This window comes from Agromyces sp. LHK192, from assembly GCF_004006235.1.
Taxonomy (GTDB): Bacteria; Actinomycetota; Actinomycetes; order Actinomycetales; family Microbacteriaceae; genus Agromyces.
The window spans coordinates 3,105,750-3,126,621 of record NZ_CP034753.1; the positions used below are offsets into that span (position 1 = coordinate 3,105,750).

The window sequence follows — 20,872 nt, forward strand, 5'->3', positions numbered from 1 at the left end:
CCCCTCAGCGTGCCCGGGCTGCGGGAGCATCCAACAGTTCGGCCCACTCGCCCCATTCGGGCATCGGGCGCACCCGATCCGCTGCATCGATCGGATCCATCTCGGCGATGTCCTCCGTCGCCGATCCTGCAGAGGTCAACGTCAGCCGGCGCGCTCCATCGGCGTCGATGTCGGTCCGCGCAACGAACACCGGGGCATCGCCGGCGCGCGCCGACTCCTCGAAGTCCTGGATCGCGACTGCGTCGAGCACGACGACCTCGCCGGATGCCCGCCACCACATGATCAGATCCGCGAGTCCTCGTGCGGACTGTCGGATCACTTCGAACACCCGCTCCGTCCCGCGGGAGACGACCACGAGAACACGCGGCACCCCGTCGTCGAGCGGGCCGACCAACGTCAGCTCCGCATCGGGGTCCGCCATCGCAACCCGCGCCTCGGCCTCGGTCAGCCACGAGGAGCCCGCCGCGACATCCTGACGCACCGGATCGAACGCACCGCAGAACCGGAATCCGCCGGAACCCGCCGCAGGCCATGCGTCGAGGTCCGCGATGAGCGGCGATGCATCCTCCGACGTCCGCGCGTCTTCGGCGGCCGACGCCGAATCCGTGGCCGACTCGCGCGATCCCGACTCGTGACCGGCGACCGCCCCGGATGCGTCGGGCATTCGCGCAAGGACCTCGTCGATCTCCGCCGCTGAGGTGGCGCCATCCGCGAACACCGTCAGATCGAGCAGTCCCTGCCACTCTCCCCAGGCCGGTTGGGATCGGAACAGGCGCTCGCGGTCCAGACCGGGAAGGCTCGACAACTGCTGCTCCGGCAGGCCGGTCCGCCCCTGGGAACGCACGAACCGCCTGAGGGCGCCGGAACCGGACGGGTCGATCACCAACGTCGTCGTGATCGACGGCTGGTCGAATTCATCAGGCGCATCCGGGTACACGTCGACGACGACCGTGTCCAAGAACAACCCGTCGGCCGTTCCGCCCCACCAGAGTTCGAGATCGCAGAACGCGGGGGCCAGGAACCGCCGCACCGTGTACGACGGAACCGGTCCGCACGTCACCACGATGGCGAACGGCACGAACCCCGACGGGTCGGCGGGGGCCACCACCGTGAGCTCGGCACCGATCGTCTGGAAGCGCCGCAGTGCCTCCGCCTCCTCGATCCACGTCCACTCGGGATCGCTCGGCGGTTGCTGCACCGTCTCGCTGAACCGACCGCAATATCGGAACTCACCCACCGACAGCGCCTCCAGCTTCGATCACGTGTGTGGTGCGCGTGCCGTCTGCGTGGATCGCGACCACCTTCGCGCCGTCGGCCGACGCCCTCCATACCGTACCTCGGATATCACGCACCGTGACCCCGAGCACGGCCGCACGCTGGAGGACAGCCACCCGAGGCGGTCGGTTCTGTACGGGGACTTCCAAGACCAGCTTGCCCTGCAGCGGACGTCCGATCACGGAGTCCGGGTTCACGCCCGCGGCGGTGAGATCGCGGCGGTTCGTCGGGGTGTCCGCGACGACGACCGCTCGCTGGCCCGGGCCGTAGAACTTCACGTGGTCGGCGAGGATCTTCTTGCCTGTCGCCTCCGTGACCTCGGCCAACTGCGTCTCCTTGCGGGACACGATCTCCGCCGGAGCGAGATCGACCGAGTCGACGCGGCTGTACGACTTCTGCTTGGGCGCGGCGTGACCGCCGTCCGGAACATCCGAGTCCGGCTTCGTCACGTGCAGCTCGTTCACGTCGTACCGGTGATGCTGCTGGAGGTTGAAGATCTCTCCCTCGAAGAACCGGATGACGTGCGGCTCGTAGACCGGATCGCCGTGCTCGTCCACCTTCGCGATGAGCCTGCGGTAGGCCCTGATCCGCTTCCGCGTCTCATCGGAGATCGGGTTCCCGTCGGCGTCGGCCAGATCGGCGGGATCCGTGGCCGCCGTGGCCGGGACTGCGCCGTCCGCGGAACCGTCGGTGGTCGTATCCGCATCGGTCGAGCTGTCCGCCTCGAGCGCGAGGTCGGCCAGGAGGCGCAGCGCCTCAGGGCTGTCTTCTGCTGATGCCTCGTCGGGGTCGGATTCGGGCGACCGAGCCTCCCCCGTCGGCGCTGGCGAGCCCCGACGAGCCGGCTCCACTGCACCATCGGCAGCATCGGACCGAGCTCCCGTTCGAGTCGACCCGTCGGCGGGTGAGGCGGTCGTGTAGGTGCCGGCAGCGCCGTCGACCTCGGTCCGCGCGACGACTCCGCGATCGATGAGTTCGTCGACCGTCATCGGCTCGCCGCGGCCGTCGAGGATGCGCACCTGCATGCCGCCGCCGTCGCGACCGAACGCCGGCGCGATCTCGGAGACCTCGATCCGCATGTTCGCCGGGAGGTGACCGGTGAGCCGGTAGACCGAGTACGGGTCGCTGAGGTTGCTCGGCGGCAGCGCGCGCATCTCGAACGGGGTGTCGGGGAACGACAGGAACGAACCCCACGGTCCGCCCATGCGGTCGAGCTCGTCACCGTAGTCGCGGATGAACGCGTCGACGTCGTGGTACTCGACGAACGAGCCCAGCGTGCCGCCGTCGTTGCCCGGGTAGACGGCCCAGCCCGAGGCATCCGTGTAGCGCGCCTCCCACTCGGCGCGGGTGAACGGCGTGCCGTCGGTGTCGCGACCGTACGGCGCCTCCGGGTCGGTGATCAGGTCGGCGATCGCGTCGGGCACGGTGCCCGGGTGTGCGAACGGGTCGGCCAGCGCGCCGCTCTCGCCGGGGGCGCGGACGTCGCCGTAGTTCGGGTCGATCGGGTTGTGCGAGATCCGGTCGGGCACTCGCTGCCAACCGGGGCCCGACGTCGCGTCGGACAGCACGGGGTCGCCCATCTCGGGGGTCCACGGCGTGCCGGGGCGAGCCCCCGGAACGTCGCCACGGGCGTCTGACGTGGGCGCACCGTTCTTCGGGGCGGACCCGTCGGCCTCGGTTCCCGGTGTGCTGCTCGTCGGCGAAGCCTCGGTCGCCGGCGTCGCCGGCGCATTCGTGGCGGGCGCGGTCGCGGCCGGCGCAGCGGCATCCGGAGTCGCCGGATCCGGGGCGACGTGATCGGGGTGGATCGAGGCGTCCCAGGTCGTCGCGTTCGGCTCGTTCGGCGGGAACAGCGACATCGTGCCGTCCTGCGCATCGAGCGTCCATACGGTCGTGCCGTCGAAGTACGCGTTGAACCAGTGCCCCGACCCGACCGAACGGTCGATGCCGACCACGCAGTGCGAACCCGGCCCCTGGGCGACCAGCGAGTCGATGATCTGCTGCGGCGTCATCTCCGTCTGCGGGAGCCCGGTGCGGGCCTCCATCTCGGGGATCTCGAGCGTTCCGATGCCGGCCTCGCTGACCGGCTTGCCGTTCAGCACGTCGTTCAGGATCGACGACGTGTTGCCGCAGTTGTTGTTGAACTCGCTCTTCGGGTTCGTCGGGTCGAAGTTCGGGTTGATCTGCTTGAGCGCGTCGAGGATCTCCTTCAGCGTCAGCTTCGTCGGAGGGTTCGACGGTGCGGTCTCGGACGCATTCGCGTCGGATGCCCCGGAATCGGGGGTCGTCGAGGAGCCGTCCCCGGTCGGACCGTCGCCGGGGGTCGAACCATCACCCGGAGCCGAGCCGTCACCGCCGGTCGGAGTTCCGACGCCATGGATGTCCGACGGTGCGTTCGTCGAGGCACCCGGCTTCGCGGTCGGCGCCTGGGTCGACGGCACACCGAGTGTCGGGCGCTTCAGCGCCAGCGCGCCGGCTGCCACCGCCGCGGCTCCGCCCGATGCTGCGGTCGCGACGGCGGCTTCGGCCGCATCGGCCGCGTCGGCGTCGGATGCCTCGGCGTCGGATGCCTCGGCGTCGGATGCCTCGGCGTCGGTCGACTCCGTCTGCGCCGGGTCGGCGTCGTTCGCGTCGGCCGCCGAGCCGTCGGACGAGGCAGGAGCATCCAGGTCGACCGGATCGGCCGCGCCGACCGCGTTCGCCGAATTCGCAGCGGCCGTCGCGACTCCTGCGACCGGCGTCGAGCCGTCGCCGGCCGTTGCGTCAGTGGCGGGGCCGTCGACGGCGGGAGCGTCCACCGCCGGAGCGTCCGCGCTGGGAGCATCCGCGGTCGGGGCATCCACCGCGGGAGCATCCACGTTCGGAGCGTCCACAGCCGGCGCATCCACGTTCGGAGCGTCCACGTTCGGCGCATCCACGTTCGGCGCATCCACCGCAGGCGCATCCACGTTCGGCGCATCCACCGCAGGCGCATCCACGTTCGGAGCGTCCACAGCCGGGGCGTCCACGTTCGGCGCATCCACCGCAGGCGCATCCACGTTCGGCGCATCCACCGCAGGCGCATCCACGTTCGGCGCATCCACCGCAGGCGCATCCACGTTCGGAGCGTCCACCGCCGGGGCGTCCACGTTCGGAGCGTCCACCGCCGGGGCGTCCACGTTCGGGGCGTCCACGTTCGGGGCGTCCACGTTAGGAGCGTCCACCGCAGGAGCGTCAACGCTCGGAGCGTCCACCGCCGGCGCATCCACGTTCGGCGCATCCGCTGCCGGACCGTCGACGCTCGGCGCGTCGATGCTCGGCGCGTCGACACCGCCACCACCGGCGTTGCCGCTGTCGCCGGTTCCGCCGCCCGGGGTCGGGGCATCCGCGTTCACGTCGACACCGCCGCCACCGCCGGCGTTGCTCGATCCGCCGCCGCCGCCTCCAGGGGTCGGCGTGCCGTCGCCGGACACGTTCACGCCGCCTCCGCCGCCCGGGGTCGTGGGCGCAGCCGGGCTCCCGGCGCCCGGCGTCGGCATGTTGGGATTGCCGGGGGCGCCACCGGCGCCGGACGGCGCGTTCGGGGTGTTCCCGCCTCCGCCGCCGGGCGCGAAGTGCATCGCCCCGCCCATGAGCGCGCCGAGGACGATGGCGCCCTCCATGCTGTCGTTCTCGCCGAACAGGGCGGATCCTGCGGCGGTGCTGACGAGTCCGTCGACGCCGCCACCGATGATGTCCCCGTGGAGGCTCGTCGGGTTGTCGAAGTTCCCGAAGTTCGGGCCGCGACGCACCGCGTCGACCGCGCCACCCGCGAAACGGCCGGCACCACCGCCGAGGGCCGACGTCGCTGCCGAGGTCCAGACATTCTGCGCCTGGTAGTTCGCGTCCAGCTCGTGGCCGGAGTTGAGCCGGATCACGTTCACGAGTGACGAGGAGGCGGTGCTCGCGACACCCGCCGCGACCGCGTCATTCACCGCCTTGCCGAGCAACACCTTGAGCCGGTTACCTACGCGAGCGGCCGACGACCCGATCGCACGCATGATGCGCGCGAGATCCTTGCACTTGTCGATGATCTTCAGGACCCACTTGCCGACGGTCACGAGGATCTTCGCGGCCATCGCGACCGCGCCGGCGCCGAACGAAATCGCACCGAGCAAGGCCCCGACCGCGATCTCGGCGGCGATCTCGATCGCCATCTGCGCGAGGAACCAGCGGATCTCGTGCCACGCCTGCTCGACGTTCTTCTGCATCTCGCCGACGTAGTCGCGCATGCCGCCCGCAGACTCGGCGACCTCGTCGATCCAGGTCGCGAGCTTGTCGCGGGACTCCTGGATGCTGTGCTGCTGCGGAAGGCGGAATCCGGACACCGAGCCGAGATCGCTGCGGAGGGAACTCGCGATCGGCACCAGTCCGTTCTCGAGTCCGGTCCACGCGGAAGCGGCCGACGCGAGCTTGCCCGAATCGGCGCACGGCAGGGTGACGCCGTACTCGCGGAGCTTGTCCATCACGAAATCGGCGAACTCGCCGAGCCCCTCCTGGGGGCCCTCGCCGTACGAGGTGGGCACCGACCCGGTCGGCGTCGACGCGCTCGGCTTCAGCTCCGCGATCGCGCTCGACCCCGGATCACGGCCGGCACCCGAGAGTTGGACGCCGTCGTATGCGCGACCGGTGTTGTTCACCGCGGCCTCGAGCATCTCGACGAATCCAGCCGCCGAGCGAACGTTCTTGAGCACGAGCACCGAGTAGTCGTCGTAGCCCTGCCCGCCGGTGCCCTGCCCGTGGGCGAACACCTCGGCGGCCTCGTCGTCGCCGGCCATGTAGGTCGTGCCGCTCAGTGCGCTCTCGGCGCTGTCGGCAGCGGCCCGCAGGCGGGTCGCGAGGTTGCCGAGCGAGCTCGCATCGGTCGCAAGACGCGCGGGGTTCAGTTGCACCGTGGTCATCGTGGGGTCTGCCTCAGCTGTCGGGGATGCTCGACTTGATCGAGTTCCACATGGTGTCGAGATTCGTGATGGCCGTGTCGTACGCCGTGTCGACCGCCTTGGCGTGCGCCTCGAGCTGCGTCGCCGAGTCGTACATCGCCCCCGCCGAGACCGCCCAAGCCTCGAAATTGCCGATGAAGGCGCTCATCGCCGGACCCTGCCATTCGTTCGGCAGCATGTACGCGAAGACCGTCGCACCCTGGCGCAGCGCATCGCAGTAGTTCTTGAGTTCGCCCATCGCGGCGACGAGTTGGGCCAGTTCGGCGACGTCGGCCTGCTGCTCAGGCATCACGGCCTCCTTCCGCGAACGAGGCGGTCGCGATGCCGCCGGACGCCGAGCCGTCGTGCGGCTCGAACTCGAAGGCCTCGGGGAGCCCGAGCGACTCGCCGACGGCGTCGAGGCGGAAGACACCCTCGCCGATGCCGTCGTCGTCACCGTCGCCGTCGGTGTCTCCCGAACCGCCGCCGGTGGCCTGACCGCTCGACTTGCGCGGGCCCAGCATGCCGCCGCCGAACTGCTCGACCTCGTCGTCGCCCGCGTAGTCGCGGCCGAAGAACTCGGCCATGTCCTCGGCCTTCTCCTCGCCGGAGGCGACGCGCTTGCCCAGCGGGTCGGACGAACGTCGCACCGCCGCGACGGTCGGCGCCGCACCGTTGAACGAGGTGCGGACGCCCGTCTCGGTGCGGGTGTACGAGCCATCAGCGGCGATGAGCTTCATCTGCAGGGTCGAGAGCGCCTGACGCACGAGCGCAGCCTGCGTCTCGAAGTTCGCCCACTCCTCGGCGAACTTGTCGGCGTCGAGCCCGCGCCAGGTGGTCTGCGCCATCGACGTCACCGTCGATGAGACCCCGGCGAGATTCGCGTCGAACGTCGCGATCACCGTTCCGATGCGTCCGGCGACGTCGCTCAGCGAGTCGGCGCGGACCTTGAAGTACACCATGTCAGCCCTCGTGTTCGGGTGGTTGCAATGGGCGAGGGATGCCGGCGCACCGCGGGTGCGCCGGCATCGGGCTCACGCTCAGCCGTTGAACGTGCTGGCGATCGCGTTCTCGCTGTCCTCGTAGGAGAGCGCAGCCTGGTTGAGCAGGTCGCTGATGCCCTGCAGCGACTCCTTGAGCTGCAGACCGGCCTGGTCCCACTGCGAGTAGAGCTCGTTGAAGCTCTGCGATGCGGTGCCCGACCAGTCACCCGAGATGAGGCCCTCGACGAGCGACTTCAGGTTGGCCAGCTGGGACTCGATCGACTGCGAGCCGCTCGAGAGCTGGCCGGCGACACCGGCCAGCGAGTCGGACGTGACGCGGATCTCGGCCATGATTTTCCTCCGTTGATGGATGCCTCGTGGTTCGCCGGAACGGAGCAGTGACTCCGAACTCCCGACGCTCCGATCACGTTACCCGCTCGCGTGGAGATTGCCGATGGGGAGTACTCCCCGTCCGTAGGCACGTCGGCTCAGTCGAGTCCTCCGGGCCGCCGCGGGCGGCAGGTCACCAACCTTCACAGTCGGCGCAGGCGAGGCTCACCGGATAGAGACCGACTTCGGGGTTCTTCAGCAGCACCCACGCCTCGGGGCCCTTGTCTTCGGCGATGAGGCCCTTCGCCTGGTCGAGCATCGGCTCCGCGCCACGATGCCAGGCGAGGTATCCCGCATCCGAGATGCCTTCGGTGCCGGCCGCGAGGATCGACTGCACGACGCCGATCCGCTCGGTCATCTCGGGGTAGTACTCGGATCGCGCCTGCGCGCGGAAGGCCGACTGCACCAACTCGCGGATCGGCTCGCGCAGCTCTGCGCAACGGGTCGCGAGTGCGGGTTCGGTCATCGTCAGGTCCCTCTGGTCGTTCGTCGCGGTCGGGTCGGCAGGTGGTGGCGACGGGGTCAGTCGAATCGCGAGAGCGGGGTGCGCTCGCCGTCCCGGAAGACGTCCAGGCCGGTCGTGATGTCGATCGCGGAGGCGAGGTAGAGCACCGAGCCGTCGGGGGCGACGAAGATCGTGCCACCGCCGCGGACCGCGCGGACGACGGCCACACCCAGGCCGTCGGGCAGCCGGACGAGGTTGAGCGGGCCCGCGTCGGCCTGCCCGGCATCGCGCGCAAGCCGTTCGAACAATCCGGTGCCGATCTCGGCGAGCGACCGCTCGTCAGTAGACAGCCGTTCAGCGTCGACGACCTCGGGTTGCCACTGTGCGGCGTCAGTCACCGTGAGATTCCTTTCGTCGAGTCGCCCGTCGGGAGGCCGCGCGCGGAACCGGGGTGGTCACGCCCGCCCCAGTACGGTAGCCCGGGCATCACCATATCGCGATGGGCAGCGGTGCCCATCGAGTCGGAAGAGCCGAACGCTCAGCACCGCACCGCGTTCAGAGCCGCTCCTTCTTGTCGTCGTATGTGAGCGGTACACCCCGGCTCATCGCGACCGCCTCGACCGCACGGTACGCGTCGTGGAACGGCTCGACCGGCAGTACCGCACCGAACGGCAACGACAGCACCTCCGATCCGTCGACATCCCTGAGCATCGCTCTCGCGTCGCCGGCCAGGGTCGCCGTATGTGAAGCTGCAGCGGGGACCAAGGTCACGAGCACATCCATCTCGCTCGCGCCGCCACGATCCCGGATCTTCTTGCCGTACATCGTGCCGACGCTTGCCGCCGTCCCGGATGTACGCACGGACGTCCGTTCGTCACGGAACGTCACTGCAGCGATCGAGGACCAGGGGACCTCCCCGTATGCGCCCACCATCAGACGATCACGATCGACGGCGAACACGACGGCGTCGACACCGACCGCCTGTCGAAGGTTGCGTCGCCATCGAGACGTCGTCACAGCCGGCGCGATCAGCGCGACCGCTCCCAGTGCGAGGAAGAGGTATCCCGCGCCCTCGCCGGCGGTGATTATCCACACACCGAATGGCAGGAACAGCACACCGAGCACTGCACCGAGCGCCAGGATCGTCGCCTGCGCGCGTCGAGCGACGGCGAGCCGTTCGGCAGGCACCCGGAACGCCACCGCGTTCGGCGGAGTCTGCGGAGCGCCCAGATCTCCGGTGCTCACGACGCCGCCCGGATCTGGAACCCGAGGTCGCCGACCCAGACGCGGTCGCCGGGCCGCACCTCGACGCGCGCCCCGGCGCTGGGCAGCGGCTGCTGCACCCCGTCGCGCTCGACCGAGGAGCCGTTGCTCGAACCCGCGTCGGCGACGGTCACCCGCCCGTCGGCGAGTTCGAGGTAGAGGTGCACCCGCGACACCGACCGGGTGTCGTCGACCACCTCGATCGCCTGCGCACCGGTCGCCGCGGCCGTCTGGGCGGGCTTGCGGCCGATGACCGCGGCGCCTCCCACGATCACGCGCTGACCGGTCGAGAACTGCAGCTCGATGCGATCGAGTCGCGGTGCGACCTGCTGGGCGGGTGCCGCTGCGGGCGCCGCCTGCTCCTTCGCCTGCTGCCACGGCAGCAGGGAGGGCAGCGGGACGGGGTCGATCGGACGCGGGGCGGCGGCAGGCGTTGCGGCCCGGCGTTCCGGCGCAGGGGCGGGCGTCGCGAACGGCGCCGGGGGCCGGCTCGGTGCCGACTGCGGCACCAACTGGCCGCACTCGGCGCAGAACATGCTGTTCGGCAGCAGTGTGGCGTCGCAGTAGGCACAACGCGCAGAGACCACGGTGCTTCACCCCTCGGATTCGTCGGCCGCGAGCGCGGCCCCGTCGAGTCTACGGAACATCGGAGACCTCACTGCCGGATGTCGGGGATGCGCGCGGGCATCCATCCGGACGGGGTCGTGAACACGCCGCCGCCGGCCGTGCCCTTGCCGAGCATGAACTTCGGGATCGGCGCGCCGACCGCCTGGGTGCCGACCATCGCCGCCGACGGCCGTAGCACGAATGCGCGCCGCGCCTTCTTCGCTTCGATGAACGGACCGCCGAACAGCGTCGACAGCGATTCGGTGTCGGCCGAGACGATGAAGACGGCGCGGTGCTTGATGCCCGTCAACGCGTGTTCGATTGGGGCGTTCTTGAGCTGTTCGACATCGTCGACGACGACGGTCACGCGACCCTCGAACGGAGCGAGCACCTCGTCGAGCTGCGGCGGGAGGACGTCACCGGTCGAGATCACCGGGATGCCGGCGCGTTCCGCGAGGTCCGTCAGCACGGAGCTCCGCAACGCCACCACCACCACGGGTTCGCGCCGCCAGGTCAGCTGGTGCACGATCGACGCCAGGGCGGAGGATCGGCCCGAGCGACGATCCCCCGACACGATGAAGCCGCCGTCGGCCGGCCAGTCCAGCGTGAACTTCGACAGCCGGTCGCCGCCGACGGCGACCACCGGGCCGTCTTCCGGTCCGCCCTCGCCCAGGGGGAGGTCGTACGCCGCGGTGAGGGCCATGTAGCCGGGGAGCGGATCGACGCGGAAGGGCTGCGGCAGGTCCGCGAGCTGCGGGAACTGGTCGAAGTGGTCGCGGATGTGCTCGATGATCCGCCGCAGGGCCGTCGTCTGGGCCTCGCCGCTCGTGTCGCGCACGAGCACCGCCAGCTGGGCCTCCGACCCGGTCGCGCCCCACAGGGCACGGCCGGGCGGAAGGTCGAGCGGCACGTCCTTCGACATGATCCCTGCGGCTCGGTAGTCGTTCATGTCGCGCATCGGCAGCACGTACTGCTCGTCGATGAACGACGACACCTTGTCGCCCGAGATCGCCCGGTCGCCGGTCATGATGACGCGCACGCCGACCGCTGGGCCCTCGCGGAGCACCCGCATGAACTGCTCGCGGAACGCCACGAGCTGGTCGGGGTTCATCGTCGAGAGCAGTCGTTCCCACCCGTCGACGGCGAAGACGGCGTAGGGCAGGGCGGTGGTCGGGTCGGCCTGGGCGCGCTGCTCGTTGATGTGGCCGACCCCGGCGTTCGAGAGCACGCCCTGCCGGAACGCGAGCTCCTCGAGCATCCGCTGCATCAGGCGCGGGAGGCGGTCGCCGTCGAGCTGGGTGACCACGGCACCGCACTGGGGCGCGTCGGCGAACGGCAGGAGTGCGCCGTTGCCGAAGTCGCTGATGTAGAGGTGCAGGTCGCCCGGCGTGAACCGCTGCACCGCCTGCGCGAGCAGCGTGCGCAGCGCGGTCGTCCGGCCCGACAGCGAGCCGCCCATGAACAGGATGTGCGAGCCGGTCGCGACGTTCCACGTGAGCGGACGCTGCGACTGCTCGGCGGGGACGTCCTCGAGGCCGAGGTACAGTTCGGCCGGCTCCAGCGGCCACTCGGCGAGCTTCTCGAGCGGGAGCACCGCGGGCAGCGGCAGCAGCCACGGCGACGGGTTCTTCGCGATGCCGAGCCGGTTCGTGGCCTCGGTGACCACGTCGACGAGCGCCCGGAGGTCGGTGTCGTCGTGGTCGCGGTTCTCCTCGAACCCGCCGCCCGCGGGCGGGTACCGCACGGGGAAGCCGACCGTCTCCCAGTCGATCTTCGCGGCCGGCGGCAGCAGCTTCACCGCACGCTGGATGCCGGGGCGGATGCCCGCCACCCGCGCGGTCTGGAATCCGACGGGCGGCGCACTCGGCCCGAGCCGCACGAATCCTCGTCCCGGCGTCGACGGGCTGATGAGCGCCGCTTCTCCCGAGCCGAGCACGTCGGCGGAGTCGCCGCGGTCGGTCACGCGCAACGCCACGCGCAGGTTGATGTTCGACTGCATCTCCGCCGTGACGACGCCCGAGGGCCGCTGGGTCGCCAGCACGAGATTGACCCCGAGGGAGCGGCCGACCCGGGCGATCCGGACCAGGCCGTCGATGAAGTCGGGCAGTTCGGTCCGGAGCTCCGCGAACTCGTCGATGACGATCATGAGCCGGGCGAGTCCGCGTCGGGCGGCCGTCTCGGCGTCCTTGGCCCAGGCCGCGTCGACGTCCTTCGCGGCCATGTCGCGCAGCACCACCTCGCGACGCTTGAGCTCGGCGTCGAGCGACGCCAGTGCGCGCTCGGTCTCACGGGCGTCGAGGTTGGTCACCATGCCGACGGTGTGGGGCAGCCGCTCGCAGTCGGCGAACGCCGATCCTCCCTTGTAGTCGACGAGGACGAAGTTCAGCGCATCCGGGCGGTTGGCCATGGCGAGGCTGACGACGAGCGCCTGCAGGAACTCCGACTTGCCCGATCCGGTCGTGCCCGCGACGAGGGCGTGCGGGCCGTCGCGCGAGATGTCGACGGCGAACTCGCCGTCGACGCCCGCGCCGACGACCACGAACGTGTTGCGCGGCTGCTTGGCCCAGCGCTGCATGATCGGCGACGGGTCGTCCAGGTCGATCTTGAGCAGGTCGACCATGCGCACGCTCGTCGGGAGCATCGCGTCGTCGCCGACGCCGCTCACGTGCTGGACCGAGCAGAGGCTGCGGGCGATGCGCTGCGCGACCGGCAACGAGACGCCGTCCAGCAGCACGGTCGGGTAGTAGTCCTTGTCGGTCTCGAGCCGCCCCAGGGCCGGGTCGGCGGGGTCGAGCACGACCACGCTCGTCGCCTCCTCGGGCAGCCGGGCGCGCTCCGAGTCGAGCGCGAGCACGTGGATGCCGTGCGCCGCGCCGTGCTCGAGCAGCGGCACCATGCCGGGCAGCATGCGGTAGGCCCGCGCGCCGTCCACGACGACGAGGATGTCGGAGGGCGTCACCGCGCCGCGCTGCCCGGCAGCGCGCATGCGGTTCTCGAGGGTGACCGACAGCTCGCGGATGCGCTCGCGGCGCGTGTCGTCGGTGTTGCCGAGCATCGCGGGGATCGAGCTGTCGAGCTGCACGTGCGGCAGCCACTGGGTCCAGCCCCACTCCTCGTCGGCCTCGGCGTCGCAGATCACGTAGAGCTCGGCGTCGCGCGGCGAGCGCAGCGTCGCGAACGACACCGTCATCGCGCGGGCGAGGCTGCGGACGGCGTCGGCGGGACCCGCGATGCCGACGACGCCCTTCCCGAGGTCCGCGGCGACCGGCTGCGGGGAGACGCCGACGGCGCCCTGCGTGCTCCGGTCCTTGCCGCCGCCCTCGAACCTGACGTCGAGGTCGACCTCGGTGACGCCGACCCGCAGCGCGAGGGCGTCCGGATCGCCCTTGCGGCGTTCCCACAGCCGGGACAGCGGACGCAGCGCGATGTCGGCGATCACGACCGGATCGGGCATCCGGTACCAGCCGTCGAGCCGCTGGAGCTTCGCGAGTTCGCGAATGCGCCGCTCGGCGGCCTTGACGTCCTCGATCCACTGCTTCTCGGTCTTGACGCCCTTCTTCTTCGCGAGCTTGCGATTGGTGAGGAAGGAGCCGACCACCATGATCGGGCTCGCGGCGGCCATGAGCAGCATGATCGGGCGCTGGAAGACGACGGCCATGGTGACGCCGAGCACGACCGGGATGATCGCCGAGAGCCAGGGCATGGGCGACGCGTCCGGGTCCTCGGGCTTGTCGCCCGGCAGCGAGACGACGGGCTGCGACCGCGACGGCTGGATGCGCGACGGCCGGTTGAATCCCCGTGATCCGAGCGCGTCGCGGGTGAGGTCCGCGTCGGACCCCGGAGCGATGCCGATCCGGAACATGCTGTTCCCGATCTGGAACAGGTCGGCGGGAACGAGGGTCGCCTGACCGTCGACGTCCTCGCCGTTGACCCGCACGACGGCGCCGGGGGCCACCGCGATCGAGGCGGTCAGCGGCGCCGGCCGGCCGTCTGCCGCGGGCGCGGCGGCGGCCGGGCGGAGGATCACGTGCCTGGCGGCGACCGCGGGGTCGGCGATCACGATGCTCTCGCCCTGCGCGCTGCCGATCGTGAAGTCGACGCCGCGGGCCAGCGGCACGGTCTCGCCGGCGAACGGCCCGCCGACGACCTCGAGCCTGAGCGTTCCCGGCTGGAGTTCCGTCGCGGTGCCGTCGGCGGGAACCAGGGCCCCGGAGAGCACCGTGGACTCGCCGAGCGGCGTGGACGCGTCGGCATGCGGGTCGAGCACGCGCGGATCCACGCCGAGCGACTCGGCGACCTCGCCGACGGTGGTCGCCTCGTCGGTCTTCAGCAGCCACGACTGGGCGGCCCCCTGCGTGACGGGCTCTCCGAGCGTCAGGCGGACGGTCATGCTCCACACCTCCGTGCGTCGGTCCGGGTCATCCCCCGGCCAATCGATCGAGCGTACCGATCAACGGCACGAACACCCCCACGCGTCCGCCCTGATCGTCCACGGGAACCCGCGGCACGACCGCGGATGCGACCGCCTCACGGCCGGTCGTGCCCGCCGGCACCAGTCCGGAGGTGGGCAGTCCGGCGTCCGCGCCGACGATCGTCACGGAGCCGGTCGCCTGTTCGCCGTCCGCCGACGCGACGCGGTACGCGAACTGGTCGACGGATGCCCCGGCGGGCGAGTATCGCGCGGTTCCGTCGGGTGCGCACACCACGGAGCCGTGCACCGCCGGCCCGCACGAGATCAGGGAGACGTCGTCGACGCCGTCGTCGGCGAAGACCAGGTCGAGCAGCGACAGGTCGATCGGATCGGCACCGCCTGCGACGTAGACGCTCGTCGCGGTCAGCGCGCCGAGCGGCCGGTAGACGGTGAACTCGAGCTTCGACTCGGGCGAGCGACCGCCGAAGTCGTCGGACCAGCGCACGAGCACCTCCATCGTGCCGGCGTATCCGCTGCGGGGGCGGAGGACGAGGTGCGTCGCCGACGCGCCGACCGTGCCGGCCGAGGCGGGGGCGAGGTCGACGACGTCGACGGCGCCGCCCTCGGAGCAGACCGCGCATTCGACGCCGAGGTCGCTGAACGGGATGAGCACCGTCGAGCCCGCGGCCACCGGCGTGGGGATCCGCCCGCCGTGCACGCTCGGGGGCTCGGGCGGGCCGAGGGTCACGGTGTACGGGAAGACCTCGGACGTGCGACCGTTCGACATCGGGACGGGGAGTAGCGCGGGCTCGGCGTCCGGATCGTACGACGCGGCGCGCAACACGATGCGCTCCGGCGTGCACTCCACGACGAGCGGACTCGCGACGGTCACCGCACCGCAGTCGGTGATCTGCCATCCCTCGACGGGTTCGATCGTCGTCTGCTCGCCGTACGGGACCTCCACGGCCGTGGGTCCGACCGGTTCGGCGGCACCGGCGTCGGACGCCGCCGAGGGAAGCACCGCGGCGATCACGGCCACGAGGACGACGGCGGCCGCGCCGATGCCCCGCCACCTCGCTCCGAGCACGGCACTCCCTCATCGTCGCGCCGCAGGTCGATCCGGCGTTCGGGCTACCATGGTAGCCGTTCGGCCGGCTCCGCCCGCGCCGCCGTCCTGAGCGACGAAGGGAAGAGATGTCCGACGCTCCACGCCGCAGCGGTTCGCCGTCGGCCGTCGCGGCACAGCGCGCCGCCGCGCCGGCCCCGGACCTCGCCGTGTCCGCCGCACCCCAGGCCGCCGCGCGCAGCACCTCGCTCGGCGTCGGGCCCGGTCAGCCCGCGCTCGGCGGTTCGGCGACGGCACGACCGCTCGGGACCGCCGGTTCGGTGCTGCCCGAGCTGGCGGCCGCTCCCGAACGCGAGCGACGCTGGTGGCGGCATCCGGCGTTCCTCGTCTCCACGATCCTCACCGTGCTCGCCCTCGCCGGTGCGGCGACCTGGTACGTCATCTCGATCGTGACCGACGACTCCGTGCGGGTGAGCGGCCTGTCGATCGGGGTCGAGGGCGGCAACGCCCACCTCGACTGGGACGGACCCGACGCCGCGTACAGCCTGTACGCGGTCCACGGCGACGGCGAGGCGGTCGACCTCACCCAGCTGGTCCGAGGAACCGACGCGTGGGTCATGTCGGCTGCCGGCCTCTACGACGACGACACCTGCTTCGTGGTGCGGCCGAGCAGCGTCGACGGCGAGGTCGCCGTGGACGCCGCCACGCTCGACGGGCAGCGGGCGCAGAGCGTCTGCGTCGCCGACGCGCAGTCATGACCCGCCCCTCCGCAGTCGCGGTCGCGGTGGCGATCGGCACGGTGGCGCTCTCCGTGTTGACGGGATGTACCGGCGACACGCCGGAACCTCCTCCCACGCCGACGGCCGTGGATCTCGAGCACCTGCCCGACGACCTCGCCGACTACGGCAACGGGCTCTGGCTCCTGACGGGCGCCGAGGCCGCCGACGAGGTCGTCGCAGCGGTCCGCGCGGCGGGCGCGGTCCGCTACTCGGGGCGGTTCACCGAGCTGACCGAGCCGGCACCCGACGTCGAGCCCGTGACCGGGCGGAGCCTCGGAGTCGACTTCGCGGGCACCCCGTCGGGCTACACGGCGACCCTCTTCACCGACGAGCTCCGTGCGGAGATCATCGCGGTCGACGGACTCACCTACCTTCGCGGCAACGACGCGTACGCCGCCCGGGCCGGCCTGCCCGAACTGGCCGCGGGGTACGTGTGCACGACCGGCGACGACGACCTGGTCGACGAGTGGGCCCCGCTCCTCAGGCCTGCCGACCTCGTCGGCTCCCTCCTGGGTGCCAGCGACTCGATCGCGGTCGGCGAGCCCCGAGGTGACGACGCGACCCTCGAGATCGTCGTCGGCGCCGGCGAGGCGCCGGCCGGCATCCTTCGCGTCCAGCGCTCGGGTCCACCGCTTCCCGCGACGTTCACCGCCGGCGATGCCAGCGGCGACGGAACCTTCACCTTTGAATCGTGGGGACAGCCGTTCGACGTCGCCGCGCCGACCGACGTCGTCCGGGACTGCGCCTAACCGCTGTGCGAATGGTTGACCCGCTCGCGATCAGCGGATCGGTTGCGGGCCCGCGGCGAGCTTGCGCTCGTACTCCTCGTCGGCCTCGAGGTTGCGGGCGGCCACGGTGCGGCCGCGGGCCGCGAGCCAGCCGCCGAGCCAGATCGGGATCTCCCGGGCGATGATGAACGCGGTGATCGCCAGCGGGTCGAGCCATCGCTGGTTGATGAACTCGGTGGCCTGGTTGAGCGTCAGCGTCCAGGCCTGCACGGTGAGCAGCGCCGCGCCGATGTACGAGAAGTAGACGAGCACGGCCACGAGCAGGCCGAACACCGCGTACGTCCACCATGGGCCGCGGTTCACGATCGCGGCGAGCAGGGCGAACCCGACGAAGAACGCGATGATGGGCACCCAGTAGATGGGCTGCGCGACGAAGGTCGCGAATGTCGAAGTGCCGTCGCCGCGACCGGCGCCGTACACCGTGATGAGCAGGTAGGCGATGCCCGCGTACAACGCGGCGAAGATCGCGGCACCGATGAGCGCCACGAGCACGCCGAAGCCGCGGTTGCCCTGGTGGCGGGGCGGCTCCGGGGCCTGGACGTAGACGGTCTGGGGCTGCACCGGCGCGACCGGTTCGGGCGCGAGCGTCGCCGCGCCCACCGCGGCGGCGCCCGCAGCAGGCGCGACGTAGGTCTCGCGTCTCACCGATTCAGCGGCGACCGGCTCGGGGAGCGGCTCGACGTCGGGCCGGGATGCCGCGCCTGCAGCGGTCGCCGCAGCCGTCGCCTCACCCGCCGACGGTTCGTGGCCCGCGTTCGCGCGCTGGACGGCCTCGTCAAGGCGCGCCTGCGAGTCGTCGTCCGCGACGGCGGGAGCGGCGGCAGGTGCAGCAGGTGCGGCAGGTGCAGGCTCGGGCTCGGCGAGCGGCTCGGGCCGGGTCACGGCCTCAGCGGCGGGCTCGGATGCCTCGGGCTCGGCCGGAGCCGTTGCGGCCACGGGCTCCGGGGCGGCCACGGGCTCCGGGGCGGGTTCGGGTTCGTCGAACGTCGTCGGTGCAGGCGCGGCATCCGGCTCGGCCGCCGGGGTTTCCGGTGCGACCTCGTCGCCCGCGGCGGGGGCATCCGATGCGGTATCCGATCCGGCGGGGTCCGACGGGGTGTCCTCGGTCCAGGCGTCCTCGGCGGCGGGATCCGCCGTCGGCGTCGTGTCGTCGGCCACCGGCCCCGTCTTCGCGGTGTCGCGTTCGGCGTCCTGGCCGTCGGTGCTCGTCATGATCGCGCTCCTTCTCGGGCGGCCCGTTCCGCCGCGGTGGCTAGCGGCATGCTAGCAACGCGAGGCGCCGCACCGCGCGAGGCGGTGCGGCGCTTCGTCGGGTGCGCGATCAGTCGCCGGCGGCCGCGTCCGCCGCGAGATCCGCCTCGGTCGACGCCGTCGCCTCGGCGTCGACCAGGGAGTAGATGTAGCCGCCGATCCGCGCCCGGTACGCCGGCGCCTCGGGGGCGGCAGGTGCCGCAGCCTCGCCGTCGACGTCGCCGTCGCCTTCGGGGGCCGCGCCGCCCCCCGGCTGCACGTTCGGGTCCGCGGCCTCGGCGCTCACCTCGAGGTCGTTCACGAGCATGAGCCGCTCACCGGTCTGCAGTGCGTGCACGAAGGCGAGGATGTTCGGGTAGTCGCCCTCCACCTCGATGCCGATCTGCAGGTACGCGAAGTTCGCGGGCGTGATCACGCTCGCCGCCGTGACGGATGCGGCATCCGTCGGGGCGGCATCCGTCGGCGCTGCGGGGTCCACGGGTGCGGCCGGGTCCGCGGGTGCGGCATCCGTCCCGGTCCCGGCCGCCGCGTCTGCTGAGCCGTCGGCGGGCGGCGCGACGGTGAACGCGGCGGCGTCGCTGACGGTGATCCTGGTGATCCGCACGCCGGCCGCCCCCGCCGCGGCGTTCAGCTGGTCGATGTACGGCGGCACGGCGGTGCCGTCGGGAACCGACGCCGAGGCGACGGCCCACTCGGCCTCGAGCTCGGTGCGGTTCGAGGCATCCTCCTCGAGGGTCGCGAGGACCGCCCGCTCCCGCTCGTTCTGGGCCTCGACGGATGCCCGCTGCGCGTCGATCGAAGCGATCGACGCGAGCTGCGGGGCGACGCCGAGGAACCAGGCGATGAGGGCGACGACGACCATCGCCGCGATCGATCCGATCACCCAGAGGCGATCACGTGCCTCCATGTCACTCACCGTCCTTCTTGGTCGTGCTTGCCGGATCCGCACTCGCGGCCTCGTCGGATTGCTCGGGCGCGAAGCGGCCCGTGTAGACCTCCTCGCCGACGTGCATCGTGATGTCGACCTCCCAGGTGCCGTTCTCGTTCGCGACCGTCTCGCCCGGCAGGGCGTCGACGAATCCGGGCAGGGCGGCGAGGCCGTCGAGCCACCGCGGCACCTCGGGAAGGGTCGGGCTCGTGGCCGTGAAGGCGATCGTCGCGACCCGCGCACCCTGCAACGGCGCGGTCGACTGCGCATACGGCACGAGCGGCGTGGCCGAGTCGAGGTCGACCTGCGTGATCACGACGCCCTGCGGCAGCGTGGTCTGCACCTGCTCGAGGTAGGCCTTCCAGTCGATCTCGGTCTCGACCGCGAGCTGCTGCGCCGCCTGCACGCGGGTGACGTCGCCGCGCAGTTGCCGGACCTCGCCGTACTCGGCCTGCTGCTGGAGCAGTGCGGTCGTGCCCTGCTGCGCGAGTGCGAGCTGCAGGGCGGCGTTGAACTGGAGGGCGAACACGCCGCCGACCGCGAGCACCGCGACGACGACCGTCGCGATCACGCCGAGCACCAGGCCGCGGCGCATCTTCTTCGACGCCCGTTCGGCCCGGATCTCGGCGGGCAGCAGGCTGGCCCGCGGTTCGCCGCCGACGACGACGCCGGCGTCCTGGGCGCTCATGCCGCGCTCCCGAGTGCGAGGCCGACCGCGACGGCCATGTGGCGGGGATCGCCCGCGAGCCCGGAATGCTCGAGGCGCCTGCCGAGCTTCACGCCGGCGAGCGGGTCGACGTGCTCGACGGGGAGCCGGGTCAGCTCGCCGAGCGCGGTCGCCAGCCCGCGCAGCTGCGCACCGCCGCCGGTCAGCAGCACGCGTGAGACCGGGTGGTCGGGGCGCGTGTTCTGGGCGTACGCGATCGTGTTGCGGATGCTCGTGAGCTGCTCGCGCACCACGGCCGAGATGACCTGCACCGCCTGTCGCCCGTCGGCGGTCTCGGCGTCTGCGGCCCGCAGGCCGAGCTCGCGCTTGAGCGACTCCGCCGTGGCCTGGTCGGCATCGAGTTCCTTGACGAGTTCCGAGGTGATCCGATGCCCGCCGGTGGGCACGACGCGCACGAACTGCACGAGTCCGTCGCGCACGACCACGGTGGTCGTCGTCTCCGCGCCGATGTCGACCACGGCGACGGCGCCGGCGACCCCGGCGCGCGTCACGAGCGCCCGGGTCAGCGCGAACGGGATCAGGTCGACGTCGGTCGCCCGCAGCCCCGCGCCCTGCACCGCCCGCACGTTGCCGAGCACCGCCTCCTTGGGCGCGGCGATGAGGAGCCCGGTGACCGTCGGCCCCTGCTCGCCCGTGCCCTCGCCGGTCGGGTAGAAGTCGAGCACGGCGTCGGAGACCGCCATCGGCAGGATGTCGCGCGCCTCGAACTGCAACGAGTCGCGGATCTGCGCGAGGGGTGCCCGGCGCACGCTGAAGTCGCGGGCGAGCACGCGCTCGCCGCCGATGCCGAGGACGACGTCGCGGGTCGTGAACCCGCCTGTCGACCAGAGGCTCCTGACGGCGGCGGCGACCGTGTTCGGTTCGCGCACCTCGCCGCCGACGACGGCGCCCTCGGGCAGGAGCACCTCCGCATAGTGGGTCAGGACCGGCCTGCCCTTCCGCTTGCCGGGCTCGGCGACCTCGGCAGCGCGGATCGAGCCGTTGCCGATGTCGATGCCGGCGACTGTTCGTGCCATCTCGGGT

The 20,872-nt window shown here is 71.7% G+C and carries 17 protein-coding genes; 2 read left to right on the forward strand and 15 right to left on the reverse strand.

What is annotated here, in order from left to right; translation table 11 throughout:
• Positions 1–4: 4 nt before the first annotated feature.
• The 11 genes from ELQ40_RS14135 to ELQ40_RS18800 all read right to left on the reverse strand — a co-directional run bounded on the left by ELQ40_RS14135 (position 5) and on the right by ELQ40_RS18800 (position 15,397).
• Positions 5–1,237: a hypothetical protein gene (locus tag ELQ40_RS14135; RefSeq protein WP_127794260.1), complete on the reverse strand. Its 1,233-nt coding sequence runs from the start codon at positions 1,235–1,237 to the stop codon at positions 5–7.
• The gene (locus ELQ40_RS19335) at positions 1,230–6,194 is read right to left on the reverse strand and encodes a glycohydrolase toxin TNT-related protein (protein ID WP_127794261.1); all 4,965 of its coding nucleotides are present in this window, start codon (positions 6,192–6,194) and stop codon (positions 1,230–1,232) included. The genes ELQ40_RS14135 and ELQ40_RS19335 overlap by 8 nt, the downstream gene beginning before the upstream one ends.
• Before the next feature lie 13 nt (positions 6,195–6,207).
• Complete coding sequence (locus tag ELQ40_RS14145; protein ID WP_127794262.1) at positions 6,208–6,522, reverse strand: hypothetical protein; 315 nt, start codon at positions 6,520–6,522, stop codon at positions 6,208–6,210.
• A complete protein-coding gene (locus ELQ40_RS14150) occupies positions 6,515–7,174 on the reverse strand; it encodes a WXG100 family type VII secretion target (RefSeq protein WP_127794263.1) in 660 nt (219 codons plus the stop codon). Before ELQ40_RS14150 ends, ELQ40_RS14145 begins: the two co-directional genes overlap by 8 nt.
• A 78-nt stretch (positions 7,175–7,252) precedes the next feature.
• Positions 7,253–7,546, reverse strand: a complete 294-nt coding sequence (locus ELQ40_RS14155) for a WXG100 family type VII secretion target (protein WP_127794264.1) — start codon at positions 7,544–7,546, stop codon at positions 7,253–7,255.
• Between the two features lie 172 nt (positions 7,547–7,718).
• On the reverse strand, positions 7,719–8,051 hold the full coding sequence (locus tag ELQ40_RS14160; protein ID WP_127794265.1) for a hypothetical protein: 333 nt from the start codon (positions 8,049–8,051) through the stop codon (positions 7,719–7,721).
• Positions 8,052–8,107: 56 nt separating this feature from the next.
• The gene (locus ELQ40_RS14165; RefSeq protein ID WP_127794266.1) at positions 8,108–8,428 is read right to left on the reverse strand and encodes a hypothetical protein; all 321 of its coding nucleotides are present in this window, start codon (positions 8,426–8,428) and stop codon (positions 8,108–8,110) included.
• Positions 8,429–8,585: 157 nt separating this feature from the next.
• The gene (locus tag ELQ40_RS14170; protein WP_127794267.1) at positions 8,586–9,230 is read right to left on the reverse strand and encodes a hypothetical protein; all 645 of its coding nucleotides are present in this window, start codon (positions 9,228–9,230) and stop codon (positions 8,586–8,588) included.
• A gap of 41 nt (positions 9,231–9,271) precedes the next feature.
• Positions 9,272–9,829 (reverse strand): FHA domain-containing protein, encoded by a 558-nt coding sequence (locus tag ELQ40_RS14175; RefSeq protein ID WP_127794268.1) that lies wholly within the window; start codon positions 9,827–9,829, stop codon positions 9,272–9,274.
• Between the two features lie 119 nt (positions 9,830–9,948).
• The gene (locus tag ELQ40_RS14180; protein ID WP_127794269.1) at positions 9,949–14,289 is read right to left on the reverse strand and encodes an FtsK/SpoIIIE domain-containing protein; all 4,341 of its coding nucleotides are present in this window, start codon (positions 14,287–14,289) and stop codon (positions 9,949–9,951) included.
• A 28-nt stretch (positions 14,290–14,317) separates the two neighbouring features.
• Positions 14,318–15,397: a hypothetical protein gene (locus tag ELQ40_RS18800; protein ID WP_164863607.1), complete on the reverse strand. Its 1,080-nt coding sequence runs from the start codon at positions 15,395–15,397 to the stop codon at positions 14,318–14,320.
• 107 nt (positions 15,398–15,504) lie between these two features.
• Between ELQ40_RS18800 and ELQ40_RS14190 the strand changes: the two genes are divergently transcribed.
• Positions 15,505–16,134, forward strand: a complete 630-nt coding sequence (locus ELQ40_RS14190) for a hypothetical protein (RefSeq protein ID WP_127794270.1) — start codon at positions 15,505–15,507, stop codon at positions 16,132–16,134.
• Positions 16,131–16,904 (forward strand): hypothetical protein, encoded by a 774-nt coding sequence (locus ELQ40_RS14195; protein ID WP_127794271.1) that lies wholly within the window; start codon positions 16,131–16,133, stop codon positions 16,902–16,904. The genes ELQ40_RS14190 and ELQ40_RS14195 overlap by 4 nt, the downstream gene beginning before the upstream one ends.
• A gap of 30 nt (positions 16,905–16,934) precedes the next feature.
• On the opposite strand, the gene ELQ40_RS14200 is transcribed toward ELQ40_RS14195, so the two are convergent.
• The 4 genes from ELQ40_RS14200 to pilM all read right to left on the reverse strand — a co-directional run bounded on the left by ELQ40_RS14200 (position 16,935) and on the right by pilM (position 20,865).
• Positions 16,935–18,155, reverse strand: coding sequence for an MFS transporter (locus ELQ40_RS14200; protein ID WP_127794272.1), 1,221 nt, complete (start codon positions 18,153–18,155; stop codon positions 16,935–16,937).
• A gap of 109 nt (positions 18,156–18,264) precedes the next feature.
• Positions 18,265–19,101, reverse strand: coding sequence for a hypothetical protein (locus ELQ40_RS14205; protein WP_127794273.1), 837 nt, complete (start codon positions 19,099–19,101; stop codon positions 18,265–18,267).
• Position 19,102: 1 nt separating this feature from the next.
• The gene (locus ELQ40_RS14210) at positions 19,103–19,810 is read right to left on the reverse strand and encodes a hypothetical protein (RefSeq protein ID WP_127794274.1); all 708 of its coding nucleotides are present in this window, start codon (positions 19,808–19,810) and stop codon (positions 19,103–19,105) included.
• A complete protein-coding gene (pilM, locus tag ELQ40_RS14215; protein WP_127794275.1) occupies positions 19,807–20,865 on the reverse strand; it encodes a type IV pilus assembly protein PilM in 1,059 nt (352 codons plus the stop codon). Before pilM ends, ELQ40_RS14210 begins: the two co-directional genes overlap by 4 nt.
• Between the last annotated feature and the right edge of the window lie 7 nt (positions 20,866–20,872).

Bases quoted from the DNA above. Each gene is read 5' to 3' on its own strand.
- ELQ40_RS14190 (WP_127794270.1), top strand. From the start codon at position 15,505: ATGTCCGACGCTCCACGCCGCAGCGGTTCGCCGTCGGCCGTCGCGGCA.
- ELQ40_RS14195 (WP_127794271.1), top strand. From the start codon at position 16,131: ATGACCCGCCCCTCCGCAGTCGCGGTCGCGGTGGCGATCGGCACGGTG.
- ELQ40_RS14205 (WP_127794273.1), bottom strand. From the start codon at position 19,101: ATGGAGGCACGTGATCGCCTCTGGGTGATCGGATCGATCGCGGCGATG.
- ELQ40_RS14160 (WP_127794265.1), bottom strand. From the start codon at position 8,051: ATGACCGAACCCGCACTCGCGACCCGTTGCGCAGAGCTGCGCGAGCCG.
- ELQ40_RS14210 (WP_127794274.1), bottom strand. From the start codon at position 19,810: ATGAGCGCCCAGGACGCCGGCGTCGTCGTCGGCGGCGAACCGCGGGCC.
- ELQ40_RS14175 (WP_127794268.1), bottom strand. From the start codon at position 9,829: ATGTTCTGCGCCGAGTGCGGCCAGTTGGTGCCGCAGTCGGCACCGAGC.
- ELQ40_RS19335 (WP_127794261.1), bottom strand. From the start codon at position 6,194: ATGACCACGGTGCAACTGAACCCCGCGCGTCTTGCGACCGATGCGAGC.
- ELQ40_RS14150 (WP_127794263.1), bottom strand. From the start codon at position 7,174: ATGGTGTACTTCAAGGTCCGCGCCGACTCGCTGAGCGACGTCGCCGGA.
- ELQ40_RS14155 (WP_127794264.1), bottom strand. From the start codon at position 7,546: ATGGCCGAGATCCGCGTCACGTCCGACTCGCTGGCCGGTGTCGCCGGC.
- pilM (WP_127794275.1), bottom strand. From the start codon at position 20,865: ATGGCACGAACAGTCGCCGGCATCGACATCGGCAACGGCTCGATCCGC.
- ELQ40_RS14180 (WP_127794269.1), bottom strand. From the start codon at position 14,289: ATGACCGTCCGCCTGACGCTCGGAGAGCCCGTCACGCAGGGGGCCGCC.
- ELQ40_RS14145 (WP_127794262.1), bottom strand. From the start codon at position 6,522: ATGCCTGAGCAGCAGGCCGACGTCGCCGAACTGGCCCAACTCGTCGCC.
- ELQ40_RS14200 (WP_127794272.1), bottom strand. From the start codon at position 18,155: ATGACGAGCACCGACGGCCAGGACGCCGAACGCGACACCGCGAAGACG.